The 23685-nt window shown below is 50.3% G+C and carries 18 protein-coding genes; 15 read left to right on the top strand and 3 right to left on the bottom strand.

Translation table 11 applies throughout. The features are described 5' to 3' along the window. Positions 1-1380: a siroheme synthase CysG gene (cysG, locus tag Q320_RS0105070; RefSeq protein WP_027468112.1), complete on the top strand. Its 1380-nt coding sequence runs from the start codon at positions 1-3 to the stop codon at positions 1378-1380. Between the two features lie 177 nt (positions 1381-1557). On the opposite strand, the gene Q320_RS0105065 is transcribed toward cysG, so the two are convergent. From Q320_RS0105065 to Q320_RS0105055, 3 genes are all read right to left on the bottom strand, one after another. Next, complete coding sequence (locus Q320_RS0105065) at positions 1558-2820, bottom strand: voltage-gated chloride channel family protein (protein WP_027468111.1); 1263 nt, start codon at positions 2818-2820, stop codon at positions 1558-1560. 87 nt (positions 2821-2907) lie between these two features. Beyond that, positions 2908-3618, bottom strand: coding sequence for an LrgB family protein (locus Q320_RS0105060; RefSeq protein WP_035852334.1), 711 nt, complete (start codon positions 3616-3618; stop codon positions 2908-2910). Then, a complete protein-coding gene (locus tag Q320_RS0105055; protein WP_027468109.1) occupies positions 3615-3989 on the bottom strand; it encodes a CidA/LrgA family protein in 375 nt (124 codons plus the stop codon). The genes Q320_RS0105060 and Q320_RS0105055 overlap by 4 nt, the downstream gene beginning before the upstream one ends. Before the next feature lie 210 nt (positions 3990-4199). Here Q320_RS0105055 and Q320_RS0105050 point away from each other — a divergent pair, with 210 nt between their 5' ends. The 14 genes from Q320_RS0105050 to serB all read left to right on the top strand — a co-directional run bounded on the left by Q320_RS0105050 (position 4200) and on the right by serB (position 23658). Beyond that, positions 4200-6644 (top strand): heavy metal translocating P-type ATPase, encoded by a 2445-nt coding sequence (locus tag Q320_RS0105050; protein ID WP_027468108.1) that lies wholly within the window; start codon positions 4200-4202, stop codon positions 6642-6644. Next, on the top strand, positions 6645-6839 hold the full coding sequence (gene ccoS / locus Q320_RS0105045) for a cbb3-type cytochrome oxidase assembly protein CcoS (RefSeq protein ID WP_027468107.1): 195 nt from the start codon (positions 6645-6647) through the stop codon (positions 6837-6839). 244 nt (positions 6840-7083) lie between these two features. Next, positions 7084-8508: a cytochrome-c oxidase, cbb3-type subunit I gene (gene ccoN / locus Q320_RS0105040; RefSeq protein ID WP_027468106.1), complete on the top strand. Its 1425-nt coding sequence runs from the start codon at positions 7084-7086 to the stop codon at positions 8506-8508. A gap of 20 nt (positions 8509-8528) precedes the next feature. Beyond that, entirely contained in the window at positions 8529-9143 is a 615-nt protein-coding gene (gene ccoO, locus Q320_RS0105035) for a cytochrome-c oxidase, cbb3-type subunit II (RefSeq protein WP_027468105.1), read from the top strand. 2 nt (positions 9144-9145) lie between these two features. Further along, complete coding sequence (locus Q320_RS21200; RefSeq protein ID WP_245590968.1) at positions 9146-9316, top strand: cbb3-type cytochrome oxidase subunit 3; 171 nt, start codon at positions 9146-9148, stop codon at positions 9314-9316. Between the two features lie 19 nt (positions 9317-9335). Then, entirely contained in the window at positions 9336-10256 is a 921-nt protein-coding gene (gene ccoP / locus Q320_RS0105025; protein WP_027468104.1) for a cytochrome-c oxidase, cbb3-type subunit III, read from the top strand. A gap of 217 nt (positions 10257-10473) precedes the next feature. Further along, positions 10474-11910: a cytochrome c oxidase accessory protein CcoG gene (gene ccoG / locus Q320_RS0105020; RefSeq protein ID WP_027468103.1), complete on the top strand. Its 1437-nt coding sequence runs from the start codon at positions 10474-10476 to the stop codon at positions 11908-11910. Positions 11911-11913: 3 nt separating this feature from the next. Beyond that, complete coding sequence (locus Q320_RS20600; RefSeq protein WP_051534478.1) at positions 11914-12399, top strand: FixH family protein; 486 nt, start codon at positions 11914-11916, stop codon at positions 12397-12399. A gap of 139 nt (positions 12400-12538) precedes the next feature. Further along, positions 12539-15985 carry a transcription-repair coupling factor gene (gene mfd, locus Q320_RS0105010; protein WP_211251174.1) on the top strand — a complete coding sequence of 1149 codons (3447 nt, stop codon included), beginning with the start codon at positions 12539-12541 and terminating at the stop codon, positions 15983-15985. A 329-nt stretch (positions 15986-16314) separates the two neighbouring features. Further along, a complete protein-coding gene (locus Q320_RS18505) occupies positions 16315-20403 on the top strand; it encodes a DEAD/DEAH box helicase (protein ID WP_156938982.1) in 4089 nt (1362 codons plus the stop codon). Between the two features lie 178 nt (positions 20404-20581). Then, a complete protein-coding gene (locus Q320_RS0105000; protein WP_027468101.1) occupies positions 20582-21034 on the top strand; it encodes a GNAT family N-acetyltransferase in 453 nt (150 codons plus the stop codon). A 15-nt stretch (positions 21035-21049) separates the two neighbouring features. Further along, positions 21050-21787 carry a UPF0149 family protein gene (locus Q320_RS0104995; protein ID WP_027468100.1) on the top strand — a complete coding sequence of 246 codons (738 nt, stop codon included), beginning with the start codon at positions 21050-21052 and terminating at the stop codon, positions 21785-21787. Positions 21788-21790: 3 nt separating this feature from the next. Beyond that, on the top strand, positions 21791-22813 hold the full coding sequence (locus Q320_RS0104990; RefSeq protein ID WP_027468099.1) for an FUSC family protein: 1023 nt from the start codon (positions 21791-21793) through the stop codon (positions 22811-22813). Between the two features lie 5 nt (positions 22814-22818). Beyond that, complete coding sequence (gene serB / locus Q320_RS0104985; RefSeq protein ID WP_027468098.1) at positions 22819-23658, top strand: phosphoserine phosphatase SerB; 840 nt, start codon at positions 22819-22821, stop codon at positions 23656-23658. Positions 23659-23685 lie beyond the last annotated feature (27 nt).

Raw genomic sequence — 23685 nt, 5'->3', positions numbered from 1 at the left:
ATGGACTACTTTCCCCTCTTTTTGAATTTAAAACAGCAAGCTTGCCTCATCGTCGGTGGTGGTGAAATTGCTGTGCGTAAGCTCCGTTTACTGCGCTCAGCGGGAGCCGATGTCACCGTCATCGCGCCTGAGCTTTGTGCGGAAATGCGAGAACTCGTTAAAAAAGGTGAAGTACGCTGGCAACCAGCGGAATTTTCTTTGGCACAAATTGCGGGGCAGCGCCTGGTGATTGCCGCCACCGATCATCCAGCGGTGAATCAAGCCGTGTTTACCGCTTGCGAGGCAGCAGGCATTTTAGTCAACGCCGTCGATGATCCAGCGCACAGCCGCTTTATCACGCCAGCGATTGTAGATCGTGCGCCATTGACGATTGCGATCTCTACTGGCGGCGGCGTGCCGGTGCTGGCGCGGCATTTACGCGCCCAGCTTGAAGCGCTCATTCCGCACGGCTGGGGCGATTTAGCGCGTTTGGGCAGCGAGCTGCGGCCATTGTGCAAAGAAAAAATGCCTGATCCAGCAACGCGGCGCGAATTTTGGGAAAACGTACTCGCTGGGCCGATTCCCGATCAAATTTTCTCCGGCCAAGTCGACGCTGCGCGCGCGCAACTGATTGCCGACATTGAGCAAGGCAACACGCAAACCAAAGGCGCGGTGTATTTAGTCGGCAGTGGGCCGGGTAATCCAGATTTGCTGACCTTTCGCGCGCTGCGCTTAATGCAGCAAGCCGATGTCGTGCTTTATGATAATTTAGTGTCTAGCGACATTATGGAAATGGTTCGCCGCGATGCGGAGCGAATTTATGTCGGCAAAAAATCGAATAATCACGCGCTGCCACAAGAAGAAATCAATCAACTTTTGGTGCGTTTAGCGCTGGAAGGCAAAAAAGTGCTGCGCCTCAAAGGCGGAGACCCTTTCATTTTTGGTCGCGGTGGCGAAGAAATCGAAGAGCTAGCCGCCAATGGCATTGCGTTTGAAGTGGTGCCGGGCATTACGTCTGCTGCTGGTGCATCGTGCTATGCCGGCATTCCGTTAACGCATCGCGATTACGCGCAATCAGTAACGTTTGTCACCGGCCATCGCCGCGCTGGCGAAACCGATCTAGATTGGCCACGCTTAGTGAACCCTTCCGAAACCGTTGTCGTGTATATGGGCGTAGCGCAAGCTGGGTATATTGCTGAGCAGCTTATTGCTCATGGCCGAGCAAGCAATACCCTTGTTGCCATTATTGAACGCGCAACCACACCGCAGCAAAGAGTGATTACCGGAACACTCGCCAACTTAGCCGCACTAATCGAACAACATCAAATCAAACCGCCCGCCCTACTGATTATTGGCGATGTGGTGCAATTGCACGACAAACTCAACTGGCGAAATACTTAACTGATATTACATCAACTCATCAAAAACGTAGTACACGAAAGGCACGAACAACACGAACAAGGACGTTTCAGATTTAGCCAAATCGACGCAGGAAGAAATAAACTGAGATTTTAGTATTTTTCGTGCCTTTCGTGTTTTTCGTGGACTCGAAATGCACTTTCTGCATAATTTAATTAATTATTTCATATCAGAAATACGAATCGTCGCTTTTTCATTCGCTAATGGCCGCCCTTTGCCCGAGCCTAAACGCTGCGCGACATAAATACTGCTGTGACCCGAAAATAAATATGCGACAACGCATGCCAATAAAGCGTACGGTGCGATGGCTGCGCCAAATAATTCAATCGCCATAAAAGTACACGCCAATGGCGTATTAGCTGCTCCGGCAAACACCGCGACAAAGCCTAATCCCGCCAATAAGGGATAGGGCATATCGAGTATCGGCGCTAGAGCATTACCCAAAGTCGCGCCGATATAAAATAGCGGTGTGACTTCTCCGCCTTTAAATCCAGCGCCCAATGAAAATGTCGTCAATAGCATTTTCAATGGCGCATCCCAAAACGAAAGCGGCTGCTGAAATGATTCAACAATGCTTGGAATACCAAGGCCAATATAACGATAAGCACCCATCCAATAGACAACAATCGCAATTACTAAACCGCCGAGCAATGGGCGAAATGGCGGATAGCTAATTCGTTTGAATTGATGCGCAATCCAATGCGTTATTTCAGCAAAAAACTTCCCCGATAAGCCAAAGATAATTCCAGCGAATAAAACGGCAACAATGCCTTTAAGCGTAATTTCAGGGATCACCGAAATAAAATAATGCGTATGCTGCACACCCAAAAATCGTACTAAGCAATCGCTGACCAAGCTGGCGATGAGACAAGGAAATAGCGCGTTATTGCGCATTTTCCCCAGCGCTAATACTTCCAAGCCAAACACCGCCCCCGCTAAGGGCGTACCAAATACCCCCGCAAAGCCAGCGCTCATTCCCGCCATTAAAATCACGCGCCGCCCTTCTGGGCCGCGTTTTGTTAACAACGCAATTTGATCCGCAAACGTACCGGACATTTGCACTGCCGTGCCTTCGCGCCCGACCGATGCGCCAAACAAATGCGACAAGACCGTGCCAATCAACACCAGCGGTGCCATTTTTAGTGGAATCACCGCTTTGGGATTATGAATTTCATCAATCAGTAAATTACTGCCCGATTCAACCCCACGGCCAAACTGATGATAGAGCCAGCCCACGGCAAAGCCTGCAACAGGTAAAAACCAAATCAAGGCTGGATTGGCAACGCGCGTCATCGTCGCCCAATCGAGCGCCAGCAACAAAACCGCCGAAGCGCCGCCGCCCAATAGGCCGATCACACAAGCCAAGGGTAGCCAAACGGCCAAATCTAGAAACGTTTGCCGATAAAAATGACGCTCTAACATTCAATCATCCCAACTTCATCCACCGATCAATAGCAGTAGGTATATCAACACAAGCTTTTCTTAAATACTCTTGCATTGATATACCCCTTACAAATACATCCATAAACTCAAAACAAAAGGCAGTAACAAAGCCGTTACTACGCCATTAAAGCCCATCGCCAACCCCGCAAAAGCGCCTGCTGTATCCGAGATTTGAAACGCTCGTGCCGTCCCAACGCCGTGCGAAGCCAAACCCAGCGCAAAGCCTTGCGCGACTTCGTGTTTGATTTTAAACCAGCGAAACAAAGGCAAAGCCAACGCCGATCCACCCACACCAGCCACAATCACCGCATTGGCAGTCAGCGCAGGCAAGCCGCCATGTTCTTGCGATAAAGCCATCGCAATCGGCGTCGTGCAGGATTTGGGCGCAAACGACAGGATCGTGACCCAACTTAAACCCAATGCAGATCCGATTAATAAAACAGAAATGACGCCTACCACCGAGCCGATTAATAAAGCAATCGACAGCGGGATAAAGTATTGCTTCATTTTGGCCAAATTCAGATACAAAGGAATCCCCAGCGCAACGGTTGCAGGGCCCAATAATAAGTGGATGGGTCGTGCGCCATTAAAATACGTCGCGTACGACACGCCGCTGATTTTAAGCAGGCCAATAAGCAATAATACCGAAATCAATACGGGATTGAGTAAGGGAAAACAGTCGGCGCGGTGATACAAGCGACTCGCCAGCAAATAAACCAAACCGGTCGCTGCAATCCAGGTCGCTGGATATTCTGATAAATGAACCAGTACACTCATGATGACGACTCTTCTGATGCGTTTTCTGCTGCTTTACGCCGTGACAGCAGCGCATTCAGTACCCAAGCCGTTGCTAGCAAAGTAATCAGCGTTGACAACATAATCGTAATCAACATAGCAATACCTTGCGTCGCCAACTTGTCGCCCAGCTCTATCAAACCCACGCCAGCAGGCACAAACAAAACCCCCAAATAACGCAGCAGGCCTTCAGAAACGGCAGTGACGCGCGGCTCAGTGCCGCGCCGAAAAATACACCATGCCGTTAGCAACAACATACCGAGCACGACGCTTGGAATCGGCAGTCCCAACAATTGGCGCAAAAACTCGCCACACAGCAGTGCAAAGAAAATAATCGATAAGCCGTACAGCATGGCAAGTCCTCAAGGCATAAGTTTGCACTCTACTGCTTACGCAGCCGAAATCCTAGGCCAGTTGATATAAATATTCACACTTAGAATTGCATTCAAAAAAAACACGGCGCCGCGTTGCACTCCACCAACTCATCGCCCCAGCCTCAGCCTAAAAACGGCTAGCGCAGAAATGCTTCCCCATCGTAAGGCGCTTTTCGTTAAAATACGCCGATGAATACCGATGCTATCCCCTGCTTTCATTGTGCCGAGCCCTGCCCTAGCGATAGTGAGTTTCAAATCCGCTATCGCAATCAGCGCCAAGTCGTTTGCTGCGCAGGCTGTAAAGCCGTGGCGGAAACGATTATTGCCAGTGGCCTAGATCAGTATTATGCCCAGCGGCAAAAACCAGCGGATCGGCAAGCGCCACTCCCGAGCGAGCTACTCGAACAGCTCTCTTTGTACGATGACAGCGAGCTGCAGGCAGATTTTGTTCACCACATCGATAGCAATAGCAAAGAAGCAGCACTGATCTTGGAAGGGATTAGTTGCGCGGCCTGTATTTGGCTCAATGAGCAGCACATTGCCCAGCTCAAAGGCGTGCAGTCAGTTTCCATCAATTACAGCACCTACCGCGCTCGAATTCGTTGGGATGACAGTCAAATTAGACTGTCGACGATTTTAGAAAGCATCGCCGCGATTGGCTATCGCGCTCTACCTTACGATCACGCCCGCGATGAAGTGATCTGGCAAAAGCAGCGTAAAACAGCGCTATTCCGGCTCTGGGTTGCGGGCCTTTCCATGATGCAAGTTATGATGTTTGTCGTCCCTATTTACCTTTCCCAAGCCGACGAAATTGAAGCCAATTGGCTCAATATGATGCACTGGGGCAGCGCTTTACTGACTTTGCCCGTGGTGCTGTATTCCTGCTGGCCGTTTTATGCCAATAGCTGGCGCGATTTGCGTCATGGCCGCGCCGGAATGGATTTGCCAGTCAGCTTGGGCGTGTTGATTGCTTTTTTTGCCAGCCTGTATTCACTCATCACGGGGCATGGCGAAATCTATTTCGATTCAGTCTCAATGTTTGTATTTTTACTGCTTGGTGGGCGTTATTTAGAGCTTAAAGCACGGCGCAGCGCGGGTGCAGCCGCAGAGAAACTGGTTAAACTCGTCCCTACTTTTGCGCACCAATTGCATAGCGATGACACACCGCACGAAACCGCAGTCGCCCACTTAAAAATAGGGGATCGAATTGTCGTCAAAGCGGGTGAAATCATTCCAATAGATGGCGTGGTTTTAGATGGTCAAAGCGAAGTCAATGAAGCGATGCTTAGCGGCGAGTCGCTCCCCGTTAGCAAAACCTCCGGCACACAGGTTACTGCAGGCACGGCCAATTTATTGTCGCCCCTCACCGTCGAAGTGCAACTCATCGGGGCCAATACCCGAATCGCCAGCATGGTCAGGATTTTAGATCAAGCATTAACGCAAAAACCGCGCTTGGCAGCGATTGCGGATCGAATTGCGGGCTGGTTTGTCCTTGGCCTACTGATCGCAGCCAGTCTGACTTTCTGGTACTGGCACTTACACAATCCGGCACATGCGCTGGCCATCACCGTAGCGCTGCTGGTGATTTCCTGCCCTTGCGCCCTATCGCTCGCGACACCAACGGCGCTCACAGCAGCCACCGGTCATCTGGCTCAGCTGGGTTTATTGGTCACTCGTGCCAATTTACTCGAAACGATGGCGAAAGTGAGCGATATTGTGCTGGATAAAACCGGCACACTGACTTTTGGCGAGCCACGCATCGTGCGAACGATTGCATTAGCGCTGGACGAAAATACTGCACTGTCGATTGCACAAAGCTTGGAACAACAATCAGAGCATCCGATTGCCAAAGCATTTAGCCATCAAGTCAGTAGCGCTGCTACGCTAACGGCTCAAAAAATTCAAAAGCACGCACAAGGCGGTCTTTCAGGCTGGATTGGCGAGCAACAATATTGGATAGGCTCTTTGCAGTTTATTAGCAGCCTTTTAACGCAAGCTGCACCAGATACACTCACCCCGTATCAGCATGAAGGCTCAATTATTGCTTTATCAGACGGCAATACCTGGCTTGCCGCCTTTGTTTTGGCTGACCGATTACGCCCAGAAGCGACTACTTTAATTCACGAACTTAAAGCCGCCGGTTTTCAATTGCATCTCGTTTCGGGTGACCAACAACATCCTGTACATGAAATCGCTAGGCAACTGCAGATTGAACAAGTTCGCGCCAACGCCACGCCCGAAGCCAAAGTGGCTTATATTCAGGCATTGCAAGAGAATGGCAAAATCGTGCTGATGATAGGAGACGGCGTCAATGACGCGCCAGTTCTGGCACTGGCTAATGTGTCGATTGCGATGGGCGGCGGTGTAGATATTGCTCATGCCGCAGGCGACATGGTGTTACTCAATAATAATCTGGCTTGCCTGCCAGCCGCTTTTCAGCTCGCCAGCAAAACCCAGCGCATCATCCGGCAAAATCTACTCTGGGCCTTACTTTATAATCTAGCCGCCCTTCCTTTAGCCGCCGCAGGCTATGTAACCCCGTGGATTGCCAGCATCGGCATGGCAATGAGTTCTTTGCTCGTTGTACTCAATGCACTACGTTTAATTTCACGCTCTAATAAAAAGACCCTCTAAATGGAAAGCCTCTATTTATTAATTCCGCTTTCTATATTGATTGCCTTTGTCATTGGCTTTGTATTTTGGTGGACGATACGCAGCGGCCAATTAGATGACTTAGAAGGTCCAAGCTGGCGAATTTTGCATGACGATGACAAGCCCGCAGAAAATCAAGCCGATTTCAGCGAAGAAAAACAAAAATTTCCTGACTGAATGCCGTGCAAAGAGGTAAAATCGGCGCGTTTGTAACTATGCACACTTGATCTACATCAAGTTTGCGGGCTATTGGGTTGCGTATAGTCTGGTGAGCCTTTGTCTGAAGCATTACGCATCAAGAAATCGGTTAACTAGCTGGCTCAATACTATTGAGCAGCCAGCAAAATAGCTGTACCACAATCATAAAAATAAGTTTTTAAACTCAAATTCCAAGCAGTTGGAGATCAATCGGAGCGCTCTAATGGAAAACCAAGCCACATACAATTACAAAGTGGTTCGGCAGTTTGCCATCATGACGGTCGTCTGGGGTATTGTCGGAATGTTGGTCGGCGTTGTTATCGCCGCCCAAATGTTCTGGCCAGAACTCAATGTCGGCCAGTATTTTCATTTTGGCCGTTTACGTCCCTTACACACGAATGCTGTGATTTTTGCATTCGGTGGTTGCGGGCTATTCGCGACGTCGTACTATGTTGTTCAACGCACCTGTAATGTGCGCCTTATTAGCGACAAACTCGCCGCCTTCCACTTTTGGGGCTGGCAACTGGTTATTGTGCTGGCCGCTATTACTTTGCCTTTGGGTTACACCCAAGGTAAAGAATATGCCGAACTCGCTTGGCCGATTGATCTTTTGATTACTGTGGTTTGGGTTTGCTACGCCATCGTGTTTTTCGGCACGATTGCTAAACGCAAAGTGAAACACATCTATGTCGCAAACTGGTTCTACGGTGCGTTTATTCTCGCCGTTGCGCTGCTGCACATTGTCAACAGCATGGCATTGCCGATCTTGGGCACGATGGAATCGTACTCAATTTACTCAGGTGCCGTGGATGCAATGGTGCAATGGTGGTATGGCCACAATGCCGTTGGTTTCTTCTTGACCGCTGGCTTCTTGGGCATGATGTATTACTTCGTTCCTAAGCAAGCAGGTCGTCCGGTTTATTCTTACCGTCTTTCTGTCGTGCATTTCTGGGCGTTGGCGTTCACGTATATGTGGGCTGGCCCGCATCATTTGCACTACACAGCCCTACCTGATTGGACTCAATCACTCGGCATGGTGTTCTCATTGATTCTGCTCGCACCAAGCTGGGGTGGCATGATTAACGGGATTATGACTTTGTCTGGCGCATGGCATAAATTGCGTACCGATCCAATCTTGAAATTCCTCGTGACTGCGCTGTCGTTCTACGGCATGTCAACGTTCGAAGGCCCAATGATGGCGATCAAATCAGTGAATGCACTAAGCCATTACACCGATTGGACCGTCGGTCACGTTCACTCAGGCGCTTTAGGCTGGGTTGCGATGATCACCATTGGCGCGATTTACTACTTGATTCCACGCCTGTTTAACCGCGAAAAAATGTACTCAATCAAATTGATTGAAGTGCATTTCTGGATGGCGACCTTGGGCACGGTGCTCTATATCGCTTCAATGTGGATTGCTGGTGTAACGCAAGGCCTGATGTGGAGCGCGGTCAATGCAGATGGTACTTTAACTTACGCCTTTATTGAGTCAGTTAAAGCCAGTCATCCGTACTACTTCATCCGCTTCTTGGGTGGCGCTTGTTTCCTCTCTGGCATGTTCTTGATGCTTTACAACGTTCTGCGTACCGTATCTGAAGGCCAAGCCGTTGATGCGAAAATCCCAGCCGTTGCAGCACACGCCTGACCGCAGAAGGAAAACTGAATATGAATAAGTTGCAAAAATTAGTTGAAGAAAACGTGTTCTATCTCATTGTCTTTACTTTGTTTACGCTCAGTATTGCTATGTTTGTAGAAATCCTACCTTTGATGTTTAGCAAATCCATCACGCAACCGATTGATGGCGTTAAACCGTACAGCGCATTGCGTCTTGCGGGTCGCGACATCTACGTGCGTGAAGGTTGCTACGCTTGCCACTCGCAAATGATTCGTCCTTTCCGCTCAGAAACAGAGCGTTATGGTCATTTCTCGGTGGCTGGCGAATCAGTTTACGATCGCCCATTCCAATGGGGCTCAAAACGCACTGGGCCAGATTTGGCTCGTGTGGGTGGCCGTTATTCGGATGAGTGGCACCGCGCCCATTTGATGAATCCACGTGATGTCGTACCCGAGTCAAATATGCCGGCATTTGCTTTCTTAGCAGCTCGCCCTGTTGATGCAGAAATAATGCCGAAAAAATTGGCGACACTCCGCAAACTGGGTGATCCGTATACGGATGCCGATATTGCCAACGCGGCCAAAGACGTTGAAGGTAAAACAGAAATGGATGCGCTCATTGCCTACCTACAAGGTTTGGGCCTCGCTTTGAAAAACAAAAGGTAAGCATGATGGATCTGCAGAACGAAGTACGAATCATCGTCACCGTGGTTGGCTTTGTCTTATTTGTAGGCATTTGTTTCTGGGCCTTTAGCAAACAAAACAAAGCCGGTTTTGACGAGGAAGCAAAACGAGTGTTCCTTGACGATGATTTGCCGCCGTCAAACAAGCAGACCTAATGCGTTCGGAGAGTAAATAATGGATGATTTTACAAGTAGTTTTTGGGGCTACTTCATTGCTGCGGTATCGTTAGGCGGGATTTTCTATTGCGCCTATATCCTCGCCACACAAATGAAAGTGAAGCTCAAAAAAGGCGAAAAAGCAGACGTGACCGGTCACGTCTGGGATGGCGATCTAGAAGAATACAACAACCCCCTACCCGGCTGGTGGGTAGGGATGTTTGTTCTAACCATCATTTTTGCCTTGGTTTATTTGGCTCTGTATCCTGGCCTCGTGGCTTTTGGTAATTTGAAAAACTGGAGCGCTGTCGGTCAATACAAAACCGAAGTGGCGAAAGTTGAGCAAAAAACCAATGTCTTGTATGCCAAATACTCTGCATTGCCAATTCCTGAAGTAGCGCAAACGCCAGAAGCGATTGCAATGGGTAAAAACCTATTTCAAACTTACTGCGTTCAGTGCCATGGTTCAGATGCACGCGGTGCAAAGGGCTTCCCAAATCTAACGGATGGTGACTGGCTGTACGGCGGCACCCCTGAAAAGATCAAAGAAACGCTTAATTTGGGTCGTCACGGTCAAATGCCACCATTTGGTGCCGTTTTTGGTGAAGAAAAAGTACGTGACGTTGCCAACTATGTTATGAAACTGTCTGGCAACACAGCCGTGAACAATGTCCGTGCCGAACGTGGTGCAAACACATTTGCACAAGTCTGTGTCGCCTGTCATGGCACCGATGGCAAAGGCAATAAAGACCTTGGCGCACCGAACTTGACCGACAATGTATGGCTGTATGGTGGCTCTGAAAACACCATCGTTGAAACCATCACCAATGGTCGCAACAATGTGATGCCAGCGTGGAAAGAATTCTTAGGCGACGGCAAAGTGCATTTGCTAGCTGCCTATGTGTTTAGTCTGCGCCCAACCACAGAACAAGCAAAGTAAGCCTTATTTGAACGGGCAAATCATTCGGGCGGACTATTCCGCCCGTTTTTCATTCCAACAATCCATTAGTGCTTAAGCAAAAGTTTTCTTGCATCGTTATTTTCTGAGCCGTACTTCATGTACGGCCTGCGGTTTTGACGCACTGCCATAAAATTTTTACATGAGTGCTCACTTAAAATCAGACAATTTCATTTTTGTTTTTTCATGAGGTGGCCGCATGAGCAAGAAACTACAAGAAATCCCCATCAACGTCATTAATGTCAAAGCCGATGGCGAAATCGAAGAAACCTTGCTTTACTCTGCCCACAAAAAGATTTACCCGCGCTGGGTCACAGGCTTTTGGAATAATTGGCGCATCTTTTTTGTATTTGCCACGCAGCTGTTTTTCTACGGCGTGCCTTGGCTACAAATCCATGAACGACAAGCTTTGCTATTTGATTTAGTCCATCGGAAGTTCTACGTATTTGGCTTAGTCTTTCTGCCACAAGACTTTATTTACCTCACAGCCCTGCTCTTGCTCTCGGCTTTTGGCCTATTTGCTTGGACCACCATTGGTGGCCGGCTTTGGTGTGGCTACGCCTGTCCGCAGACGGTGTACACCGAGATTTTTTTATGGATAGAAAAATGGGTAGAAGGTGATCGAGCAGCAAGAATCAAGCTCGATAATGCGCCACTGAGCGCCAAAAAACTCCGCCTCAAAACGACAAAACATACGCTATGGATTGTTTTCGCACTGTGGACGGGCTTTACTTTTGTCGGCTACTTCACGCCGATTCGCGAACTGTGGAGCAATCTACTGGTCTTGGCTTTATCCGGCTACGAAGTATTCTGGATTTTATTCTACGGTTTTGCCACTTATGGCAATGCCGGCTGGATGCGCGAGCAAGTATGTAAATATATGTGCCCGTATGCGCGTTTCCAAAGTGCGATGTTTGATGCCGACACGCTGATTATCAGTTACGACAGCGAGCGCGGTGAAAATCGCGGTAGCCGCAAAAAAGGCGCAGATTACAAAGCCGAAGGCCTAGGCGACTGTATCGATTGCACCATGTGCGTGCAAGTTTGCCCCGTTGGTATTGATATTCGCGAAGGCCTGCAATACGAATGCATAGGCTGTGCAGCCTGTATTGATGCCTGTGACGAAATCATGGATAAAATGAATTACCCACGCGGGCTGGTACGTTATACAACAGAAAATGCGCTGGAACACAAATACCCTGAGCGCGATATTTTGAAAAAAATCAAACGCCCACGCGTGTTGATGTATGCAGTCGTCATCAGCATTACCTTGGCTGCGACCATAGCATCCTTGATGCTGCGCCAACCCGTCAAAGTCAATATTGAACGTGACCGTGTCGCCCTAGTGCGTGAAGCAGATAATGGTTGGCTAGAAAATAGCTACCGCCTGATCATTCAAAATGCCAGCGAACAGCCGCATATTTATTTAATTCGTGCAACCGGTTTACCAGGCATGAAACTTATTGGTGATGATTCAATCGAATTAGCTCCGACAGATATTAATGATGTCTCGGTGCGTATTCAGGTCGCTCCCGAGCACGCCAAAGCCGGCAGTCACGCAATCACATTCATCGTCACCGCCAAAGATGACCCTGAGCAAACCGTTATTGAAAAAGCAACTTTCATTGGAAAATAAGTAATGACCGAAGAGCAAAAACCTTGGTACAAACATCCTCATGTGTGGCTACTCATCACCTTTCCGGCACTCGCCATCATCGGCGGCATCGACATGCTGTATTTGGCTGCAACCTCAACCGATAGCCTTGTGAGCGATAATTATTACAAGGAAGGCAATAATATCAATCAGCGGCTCGCTCTTGAAAAAGCAGCGACAACTAAAGGGATTACGGGTCAAGTGTATTTAGGCGAAGACCAAAAATCAGTTCGCGTTTTATTTAATAAAAATGACTTGGGTCCCATCAAGCTCAAACTGGTTCATGCCACCCTAAGCGGTTTGGATCAAGAAGTGACGCTCAACAATACCCTAGGCTCGATGTATACCGGCACGCTCACACAAGGCCTGCAACAAGGCAACTGGTATGTCGAACTAAGCGATGCAAAAAAATCATGGAGCATCCGAAAATCTTGGTCAACACAGCACCATGACAGTTTAACTTTCCCCTAAATGGCGTAATGTAGAAAGTGATGTAGAAACATCACAAAACACAACAACGGCTGATTGCTACATCAGCCGTTTTGCCATATTGCAGCCTACGCAGGACTGGTATAATCAGCGCTTCCCAGCCTTTCCTGCTGCGCCGACCATGTCAATTCCTACCTCACTTCCTGCCCTGCCTCGCGCTAATGAGCGCTTGCAACTAAACCAGCCACACGGCTCGGCCGATGCGCTACTGCTGGCCGATTACGCTCAAGCCGCTCGCCCGCTGGTGATTTTTACTGCCAATGCACAAGAAGCGGCGCGGCTCAAAGATGAGCTGAGTTTTTTTCTTAATGGCCAAACGGGCAGCAAAACAGTTTTGCAGCTACCGGACTGGGAAACGCTACCTTACGATCACTTCTCGCCACATTCAGACCTCATCAGCGAACGCCTCGCCACGCTCTGGCAAGTACGGCAAAACGCCGTTGACGTATTAATCGTCCCGCTGCAAACCGCGATGGGCGTGTTGCCGCCGGTTGAGTTTTTAACCGGAACGACCTTTTTCATTAAAAAAGGCGATCCATTCGATGCCGAAAAACTGCGTGCCGATATGGCGTTTGCCGGTTACAACCATGTCACCCAAGTTTACGGCCCGGGCGAGTTTTCAATTCGTGGCGGCTTGATAGATTTATTCCCGATGGGCAGCACACTGCCGTTTCGGATTGATTTATTCGATAATGAAATCGAAACCATCCGCACTTTTGATGTGGATACGCAGCGCAGCCTCTATCCTGTTCCCGAAATTCGCCTCTTACCCGCGCGTGAATTTCCGACCGATGAAGAAGGCCGCAAAAAATTCCGCCAGAATTTCCGTACCGCATTTGAAGGCGATCCATCCAAAGCACGGCTGTACAAAGATATTTCCAATGGCGTGATTCCAGCCGGCATTGAATATTATTTACCGCTATTTTTTGATCACACCGCGACCGTCTTTGATTATCTGCCAGCAGAGGCAGTATTGGTCTTACACGGAGAACTGCTAACGGCTGCAGGGCAATACTGGCAAGATATTGCTGAACGCCATAAGCTGAGCTACGGCGAAAAAGACAGACCACTCTTGCCGCCACGCGAGCTATTTGTCGAACCTGATTTGCTGTTTGCGAATATCAAAAAATACCGCCGCATCGAAATTAAGCCCTCAATCACCTCCGCCGAAGGTGTGAGCGGCGACACCAGCCTCACGCAGCCGCTACCGGCGCTCGATGTAGACCGCCGCAGCGAAAATCCGATTCGCCGCCTGCATGATTTCGTCACGCATTATCCCGGCAAGATCATTCTCAGCGCAGAGAGTCTGGGCCGGCGCGAAACGATGTCGCAATTTTTTGCCGAATATGGTTTCACGCCGACTTTGCTCGACACTTGGGCCGATGCGCTGGCCAGCACTGAACACGCCATTTTATTGGCTTCGCCGCTATTCAAAGGCTTTGAGTGGCGCAGCACCCGTATCGCGATTATCACCGAAGCCGATCTCTATCCATCGGTCATCCAAAGTCGTGGCAAACGGCAGCAAAAACGCAGCAATACCGACGCGATGCTGCGCGATCTGTCCGAGCTAAAAATCGGCGATCCGGTCGTGCATGAAGCGCACGGCATTGGCCGCTATATGGGCCTCACGTCAATGGATTTGGGTGACGGCGCGACTGAATTGCTACTGATTGAATACTCAGGCAACGACAAACTTTACGTGCCGGTGAGCCAGCTACACGTTATTTCACGTTATTCCGGTGGCGCATCCGACACCGCGCCGATGCACAAGTTGGGTTCTGGCTCGTGGGAAAAAACCAAACGCAAAGCTGCTGAACAAGTCCGCGACACCGCCGCCGAGCTGCTCAATCTATACGCCCGCCGCGCTGCACGCGAAGGCCATGCGTTTGAATGGAATCCGCATGATTACGAAGCTTTTGCCGCTGGTTTTGGCTTTGAAGAAACGCCAGATCAAGCCGGTGCGATTGAAGCCGTGTTGGTCGATATGCGAATCAAGCAACCGATGGATAGACTGGTTTGTGGCGATGTAGGCTTTGGTAAAACCGAAGTGGCGCTGCGCGCAGCCTTTGCGGCGGTAGCCGGTGGCAAACAAGTCGCCGTTCTCGTACCCACCACGCTACTAGCCGAGCAACATTACCAAACTTTTGCGGATCGTTTTTCAGACTGGCCAATCAAAATTGCCGAACTGTCGCGCTTTCGCTCGGGAAAAGAAACTGCTGCAGCGATTGCCGGGCTGGCCGATGGTAGCGTGGACATCGTCATTGGTACGCACAAATTAGTGCAGCCTGATGTGGTGTTCAAGCAGCTCGGACTCGTTATCATCGACGAAGAACATCGCTTTGGTGTGCGGCAAAAAGAGCAGCTTAAAGCGCTGCGCGCCAATGTTGACGTACTGACTTTAACTGCGACGCCGATTCCACGTACCTTGGCGATGAGCTTGGAAGGTCTGCGTGATTTCTCGGTGATTGCAACTGCGCCGAATAAACGCCTCGCAGTCAAAACTTTTGTCGCCAAGTTTTCTGACGGCATTATCCGCGAAGCGGTGCTGCGTGAACTCAAACGCGGCGGGCAAGTGTTCTTCTTGCATAACGAAGTCGATACGATAGAAAACATGCGCGAAAAACTGGCCGCCTTGCTGCCCGAAGCGCGCATCGGCGTGGCGCACGGCCAAATGCGCGGCCGCGAGCTAGAACACGTGATGCGTGATTTCACGCAACAGCGCTTTAATCTACTGCTGTGCTCGACGATTATCGAAAACGGCATCGACATTCCGAACGCCAATACGATTTTGATGAATCGCGCCGATAAATTCGGCCTCGCGCAATTGCATCAAATGCGCGGCCGCGTTGGTCGTTCACATCACCAAGCCTACGCTTATTTGTTGATTCCTGATCTGGAAGGCATTACCAAAGACGCAAAAAAACGCCTCGAAGCCATTCAGCAAATGGAAGAACTTGGCAGTGGTTTCTATCTAGCCATGCACGATTTGGAAATTCGTGGCGCAGGTGAAGTACTGGGTGATTCGCAATCGGGTGAAATGCAAGAAATCGGTTTTACGCTGTATTCGCAAATGCTCAAAGAAGCCGTCAAAGCATTGAAATCGGGCAAAGAACCGGATCTTTCGCAACCGCTGGGCGTCACGACCGAAATCAATCTACATTCGCCCGCCCTGTTGCCAGAAGACTATTGCCCCGATGTGAACGAGCGTTTGTCACTGTATAAACGCCTTGCCAGCGTAGAAGAAAAAGACGAACTCAACGAAATCCATCAAGAACTGGTTGATCGCTTTGGCCTGCTACCCGAACCCGCCAAAGTGCTGCTCGACTGCCATCGCCTGCGTATGCTCGCCAAACCGCTGGGCATCAGCAAAATCGATGCAGCGGACACGGCGATCATCGTGCACTTTGCGCAAAACACCGTCGTTGAGCCGATGAAAATCATCAAATTGATTCAAAGTAAGAAAAACTACAAGCTGCAAGGCCAAGACAAGCTACGCATTGACGGTACGTGGCCAGACAACGCAATGCGCACAGCGCGTATTTCCGAGTTGTTGCGTGAACTGGTTTAAGGCATCCACGCAACAAGCACTAAGCGATGTTCAGATTTGCTATTAATGCTGTGCCGCGCTCGTTGGGCTAGGGCTTAACAACCCCGTCCAAGCACACCGAGCACGAAGAGAGACAAACAGCCTTATCGTTTGGCTCACGCCACGCGAGGGCATCGGGGACCGATGTGCGCCCGGGTCGCCTGCTTACTTTCTTTGGCGAAGCAAAGAAAGTAAGTGCCGCGCGGCATTAGCGCGACCATGCTAAATAGAAAATTGATGCCTTCACGTTAGGAAAGACACACTTTATCAACACGCAATCTGAACAGCTTCAAATTAACTAAGGTATTGACTTGAACCCATCATCCAGCAATGCATTGAGCAATATACCCAATAAAGACCTACCCATTCTGTATGCCTTTGCCGTCTATGGCAAAGGCCTTGGGCAAACGCGTTTGATTGAATTGCTCAAGCGCCAGCATGCGATTACGCCATTTGACACGCCACCCGCGCTGGATGTGCCGTCGATCAAAGCGACGCTGGGACGCTTGATGATTGCCAAACTCATTGATAGTGATGTGGTGGGTTTCGAGCTTAAACATGAATTGCAATGGCCATTACTGAGCCAGCTGCACGCTGCTGGTACGCTCGCCGATTGGGTAACAACGACACTGCAAGTCAAACCGACAGTGCAATATTGGGAAAGCACGTCAAGACAGAGCTACGCCACTTTATGCGTGTATTCAGCGCTATTGGGCGATGCAGATTTACTTGCCAGCGATCTTGAAGCTTTCTGCACTAGCGGTATGTCCTTAACCGCGCTGACCTTACATCCAATTCATTTTTTCTTTGACCATCCGTTAGGCCTTCAGCATTTCGGCCTGTTGAGCTTTGAGACCCAAGCTCTGCTATTGGTCAATTACTTGTTTTACGCGAGTAATTTGCTCGCACCAGCGACGCCGCAATACCAATACGCACTCAATCACAACACGAAACTCAAAGCGATCTTACCCAATTTCTTGACCATCCTCGCGTGGCAAGCGCATTTGCGCGGCGACACCGAAGCTTACGCGCATTTGATTGCGCAAATTAATCCCAATCTAATTGCCGAAGCGGATACCGCCAGCCGTATTAGCCGTGGTGATTTTACCGGCACGGTTGAGCGCTTTGGCTTGGTGATTGAGCAAATCAAAAAGCAAAGTAATAAACGAAAAATCGCGATTTCCGGCCTGAATGGCTTGTTTTATTGCTTGGCTTTGCTGGGTTCACGCCAAGAAGACGACCTCAAGCGCTTGGTCACGCAATTTGAAGTCGGCAAGAAAGACAAACTCAACGGCCTGTACGACGAGCACATCGACTGGGTGTATTACTTAGCGACGGGTTTAGCCTGCCAAACCACGCCAGCACAACCCGTCACCGCAAGCTATGGCGTTGCTGGGCTGGTTGAATTGCTGATTTTATATTGGCGCGACTACCCATTTGATGCCAATTGGCGTACGCAATGCGAGCGCCTGCATCATGCTTGGCAAGAATACGAATGGGTGACGCAAGAGCTGGATGTGTTTATGGCGCGCGCCTTTGGCGATGCGGTGCTCAACCCTGATTGGCATCAACAACGGAAAATTCAGCCATGGGTCGATATTTTCCCGCGTGAAGCCGCATGGTCACGCGCACTGACGGCACTGAGCCAGCTCAATACCAAACCGAATGACAGCAACACCAGCAATTTACGTTTGGCTTGGCTGGTGAATCTCTTGCATGGCGGCGTCATCATCGAGCCACGCGAGCAAAAGCTCGGCGCCAAAAGCATTTGGAGCAAAGGCCGCGCCGTGGCGCTCAAACGCCTCAGCATCGGCAACGACCCTGCGCTGGCCTATTTAAGCGAACAAGACCAGCGTATCGTGAGGCATGCACGTGCAGAGCATAACTACTATGGCGAATCGGGCTATACCCTCAATCACGAAGCCGCGCTGCTCGATCTAGTTGGGCATCCAAACGTGTACTGGGCGGATTCTCCTGACGTGAGAATTGACTTGGTTTCTGGTGAGGTTGCACTGCAACTGAAAGAAATCAAAGGGCAAATCTCGCTCAAACTCAGTCCGAGCATCGTCGCCGGTGAAGACGTGGTTTGGCGCAAAGAAACGCCAACGCGGCTCGTCGTTTACCGCATCAACCCCGATATCCGGCAAATTGCCGGTATTATCGGCGCGGGGCTGTTGGTGCCTGCCGAGGCCAAGCCACAACTCGTCGGCGCGATCACGTCGATTGCCCCGCATATAGCGATCCATTCCGACTTGCCTGAGCTGGCCGCGCATATCGCTGCAATTGCTGCCAACGGGCTGATTTACGCGCATTTATTGCCATTGAACGAAGGTCTGCGCCTGCAATTTCTGGTTCGGCCACTACCAGACGGCGGCTGGTTTACGCCCGGCAAAGGCACGACCAATATTTTAGGCGAAATCGACGGTAAAACGGTGCAAGCCGAGCGCGATCTAGGCGGCGAAAGAAGCAATCTCGCCTACATCATCAACTACTGCACGGCGCTGGCCAACGGAGAATCGGACGGCCAAGAATGGCAAATCGATGCGCCTGATGATTGTCTTGAATTACTGATGCAATTGCGCCGCCTGCCAGCTGAGCAAATCGAACTGGTTTGGCCTGAAGGGGAGCGCTTCCGCCTCAAAGCCACCAAATCACTAGCCAATATGAAGTTAGGCTTAAAGCAGCAAGGCGATTGGTTTGTTGTGAACGGCGAAGTGAAACTCGACGACGGCAAAGTTTTGCAGCTGCGCCAATTATTGGAATTGCTTGATGCGTCACCGGGGCGTTTTTTGAAACTCGGCGACAACGATTATCTGGCGCTGACCGATTCATTTAGAAAACGCTTAGAAGAGCTGTACGCAGTCGCCGAGCCAAGTGGCAAAGACGGATTTAAAGTCAATCTCCTCGCCAGCGGCGCACTGCTTGAATTGGCGAACGAAGTCGGTGAGCTAGAAGCCGATGCCGCGTGGCGCAATCACATCGCCAAGCTCGATAGTCTCGCTCAGCATCAACCCAAAATCCCATCCACCTTGCAAGCAACGCTGCGCGACTATCAGCAAGACGGCTTTCAGTGGCTTTCGCGCCTTGCGCATTGGGGCGTTGGCGCGTGTTTGGCCGACGATATGGGTTTGGGAAAAACGGTGCAAACGCTGGCGCTGATGCTAGAACGCGCACCCCATGGGCCATGCTTGGTCGTTGCGCCAACGTCAGTCGCTCTGAATTGGGAAGCCGAAACGCGCAAATTCGCGCCGACGCTGAAAATCCAAGCTTACGGCCAAAATCGCAAACTGGACGAGCTGGGCGCATTTGATGTGATTATCACCAGCTACGGCCTGCTACAACAAGACGCCGAACAATTCGCCGCCGTGCATTGGCACACCGTCGTGCTCGACGAAGCGCAGGCGATTAAAAATGCGACGACCAAACGCAGCCAAGCGGCGATGGCGCTGCAAGCTGATTTTCGGATGATCGCCACCGGCACGCCGATGGAAAACCATTTGGGCGAACTGTGGAATTTATTCCGCTTTATCAATCCCGCGCTCTTGGGTTCAAAAGAGAAATTCACCAGCCGTTACGCCAACCCGATTGAAGGCGGCGACAAAGCGGCAAGGCAAGCGCTGAAAAAAATCATTCAGCCCTTTATGCTGCGCCGAACCAAAACCCAAGTGCTCGAAGAACTACCCGCACGCACCGAAATCACACTGCGCGTACCGTTGACTTCCGACGAGATGCATCTCTACGAAGCGCTGCGCCAACAAGCGGTGGAGCGTCTCGACAGTATTGATGAAGCCGCCAAGAAACCGATGCAAGTGCTGGCTGAAATCACCAAGCTGCGCCGTTTTTGCTGCCACCCCAAACTCGTCATGAAAGACAGCCATTTAATCGGCAGCAAGCTGACTGCGTTTACCGAAATCACGACTGAGTTACTGGAAAACAAGCATAAAGCGTTAGTGTTTAGTCAGTTTGTCGACCATTTGGCGATTGTGCGCGAATGGCTGGACAGCCAAGGCATTAGCTACCAATACCTCGACGGTAGTACGCCACCGAAAAAACGCCTCGAAGCGGTGAATGCGTTTCAGGCTGGTGAAGGTGATATTTTCCTAATTAGCTTAAAAGCGGGTGGTTCAGGTTTGAATTTGACTGCGGCCGATTATGTGATTCATCTTGATCCGTGGTGGAATCCGGCGGTTGAAGATCAAGCCTCTGATCGCGCGCATCGAATGGGGCAACTGCGCCCTGTGACGATTTATCGCCTTGTTGCCGAAGGCACGATTGAAGAGCAAATCGTCGCGCTGCATCACAATAAACGCGATTTGGCCGATAGCTTGCTCGAAAGCGGCGATAGCAGCGGCAAGCTCGGCGCGGATGCGCTGCTTGAACTTTTGAAGTCGGCAGCGTAACAGCGGTGATGTAGGGTGGGCTTTAGCCCACCAATCCACCACAATGACTCATATATTCCGGCGGCGTATTGCGGTGGGCTAAAGCCCACCCTACTGCTGAATATACATAACCAACTAGGTATATAGATGAAAGAATTAATAACAGAGGGCTACATCAATATACCCGCAGAACAAAACCATGATCTTTGATATCCGCACCGCAACAGACGCAGACGCTGCCGCCATCAGCGCACTACTTTGTGACACTATCACGCAATCCTGCGTAGCGGATCACGAGGGCGAACCTGAGACTATCGCCGACTGGCTCAGCGAGCTGACGCCTGAACATCTGCGCGAGCACTTACATCAGGGCACGCACTGGCTGGCGACGAAACAGAATCTCGTCATTGGCTATGCCGCGCTGGATGATGACGGTGAATTAAGCGCCCTTTACATCGCCCCTGCGCATCAGCACAGCGGCATCGGCAAACACCTGCTCGCGGCGGTCGAATTGTCCGCGCGCGACATGGGCTTAAGCCATATAATGCTTGCCACTACATTGACTGGACGCGGGTTTTTCCGCGCCCAAGGCTTTATCCCGACCCGACCCGATTACGCAGAATGGCTAGAAAAGCCACTCCAGCAACATTAATTATTTGGAATTAATATGAGCACAAAACTACTTTCTGACGCGCAACTCGAACAACTCGATAACTTTTTAATGTCCGAACGCACGCCGGGCGAGACGATGGACATCGAAATGCTCGATGGCTTTTTGGTCGCGCTGGCCGTAGGCCCAGAAGATGTGCCTGAAGAAGAATGGCTACCTGCCATTTTTGCGGGCACGCCACCTGAATTTGATGATCACGCTGAAGCCGATGAAATTTTCGGTCTAATTCGCCAGCACGCCGCCAGCATTAAAGCGGCATTTTCCGTGAATCGCCGTGATAATCCGGGCGAAAATCCACTCTATGTACCCGTGATTTTGTCGGATGAAGAGCAAGACGAAAACTGGCAAGAAACCTCGGGCGTGTATTGGGCCTCGGGCTTTTTTGCAGGTATCGAAGCGCGCTCAGCCGCTTGGGATGCGCTACTTGAAGCCAATGAAGAACTCGACACTGCGGTGGAAAGCGTTCTGGCCTTGGCCGCCGCAGCCGAAGGCGATCTGGCTGACACCAGCCCAAGCGATGAAGTGGGTGCAGAGCCACTGAAATTGCTGAACGCGAAAGAGCGCCAAGAGCGCGTGGCTGAATTGCCTTGGCATGTTGAAGACATTATGTACTTCGTGCTGGAAGAGAAATTTGGCAAAGTCGAGCAAGTGAAGCGCGAAGAGCCAAAAGTCGGCCGCAACGATCCTTGCACTTGTGGCTCGGGCAAAAAATTCAAAAAGTGCCACGGAGCTTAATGCGTGCGTGATTGGTTATTGATGCTACGCCCCAATGGTGGCGCTTTTCATCCGTCGCGCATGCTGTTAGGTGCGCTGGCGTTTGCATTGCCTATGGGATATCAAGTTTTCAATAACCAAAATCAAGCCGCTGGCATGATGGGCTTTGCCATTTTATCGACACTGATGCTCGACATCGGGGGTACTCGCCACAAGCGCTTAGAGAGCATGGCCTTGGGCAATATACTCATGTTAATCACTGCTGGCATCAGTTTGTCGATCAACCATAATGTACTGCTATGGTTAGGTGGAATTTTATTTTTAATCAGCTTAATTGGCGCTAGTTTAACCGCAGGATTTGCGCTGGATTTACTGCTGCGCATGCTGGCTTCGGCCTATTTGATTGGCTATCCCGGCTCCTTTGTAACTAGCGATATTTTGCCGGTCTATTTGATCGCCGCCTCGCTCACCATTGCATTAAGCATTGGCTTTGCGCCCAGAATGAACAACCCTGTGAGTTTAAAAATACCACCGCATTGGCGCAGTGATTTTCAGCGCCTGCGCAAAGGGCAATTTGCTGGCGGAACTTTTGGCCTCTTACTGGCCTGCGCCTGCGCTTGTAGCTTTTTTTTGGCGCAACATCTGGGCTTTAGCGCGCCCAATGTCGCTGCCATCTGCACATTAATGGTTTTTCGCCCAGAGCCTAATCGCACACACTCAACCATTTGGCTGCGCTTAGTCGGCGTATTACTCGGCTCCCTGCTCGCTTGGATACTGGTGTTTCAAAACCAGTCCAATTGGGAATTAGTAGCGCTGGCCGCCTTGGCTGGCGCTTTATTGCCGCTGGCCTTTGCCAATGGCCTAATGTATGTCGCCGCACTGACCACGTTTATTGTGTATTTAATTTTAGCCTTACTCGGTATTCATGGTCATGCGGCGGTGGTTTCCGCCGAATACCGCATTTTAGAAACATTATTGGGCGCGGCTGTCGCCGTCATTTTTGCGATGATTTTTCGCAGTTTAAAACCTGAAATAGGACAAGAGTGAGTTTTATGTACCGTTTAGTGATCCAAGCCCCAGAAATCGCCACGCAAAACCTCAAACAGCTCGCCCGCCTCTCTGGCGCGCATACCATTGAAGCGATCAACCAACAAGCATTTAAGCTGCATGGCGCTGAAATTGAAAACGACGAATCAGTGGCTGATTTTTGCGAATCCAACCAATACGATTACGCTTTTATCCCTGAAGACCACAGCGTGCGTGACATCGGCTTGGTCGTGATGGACATGGATTCAACGCTGATTACCATTGAATGCATCGATGAAATCGCCGATATGTGCAACCTCAAACCGCAAGTGGCGGCGATTACCGCTGCAGCAATGCGCGGTGAACTCGATTTCAACGAAAGCCTGACACAACGCGTCGCTTTGCTTGCTGGGCTAGATGAATCGGCGTTAGAGTGCGTTTACACTGAGCGCCTGCAATTGATGGCGGGCGCTGAAACCATGCTCAAAGGCTTTCAAGCTGCGGGCGCAAAAACCTTGCTGATTTCGGGTGGATTTACGTTTTTCACCGAAAAACTACAAGCCAAGCTCGGCCTAACGCGTACGATTGCAAACGTGCTCGAAATTGAAAACGGCAAACTCACTGGCCGCGTGATTGGCGAGATTGTGAATGCCGAACGCAAACGCACTGAGCTGATTAAGATGCGTGACGAGCTGGGCCTGCGTGCCGATCAAGTGGTTGCAATGGGCGACGGCGCGAATGATTTGCCGATGCTACACGCAGCCGGATTTGGTGTGGCTTGCCACGCAAAACCAAAAGTACAAGCCGAAGCGCCATTAAAAATTAATTTTGTTGGTTTGGACGGTGTTCTAAATTACTTCAAATAAATAGCATGTATATGACTGCAACCATTA

The sequence above is a fragment of the Deefgea rivuli DSM 18356 genome (genome assembly GCF_000620145.1).
GTDB classification, from domain to species: Bacteria; Pseudomonadota; Gammaproteobacteria; order Burkholderiales; family Chitinibacteraceae; genus Deefgea; species Deefgea rivuli.
Note: the sequence above shows the minus strand (reverse complement) of the source record. Positions and strands in the feature narration are given on the sequence as shown.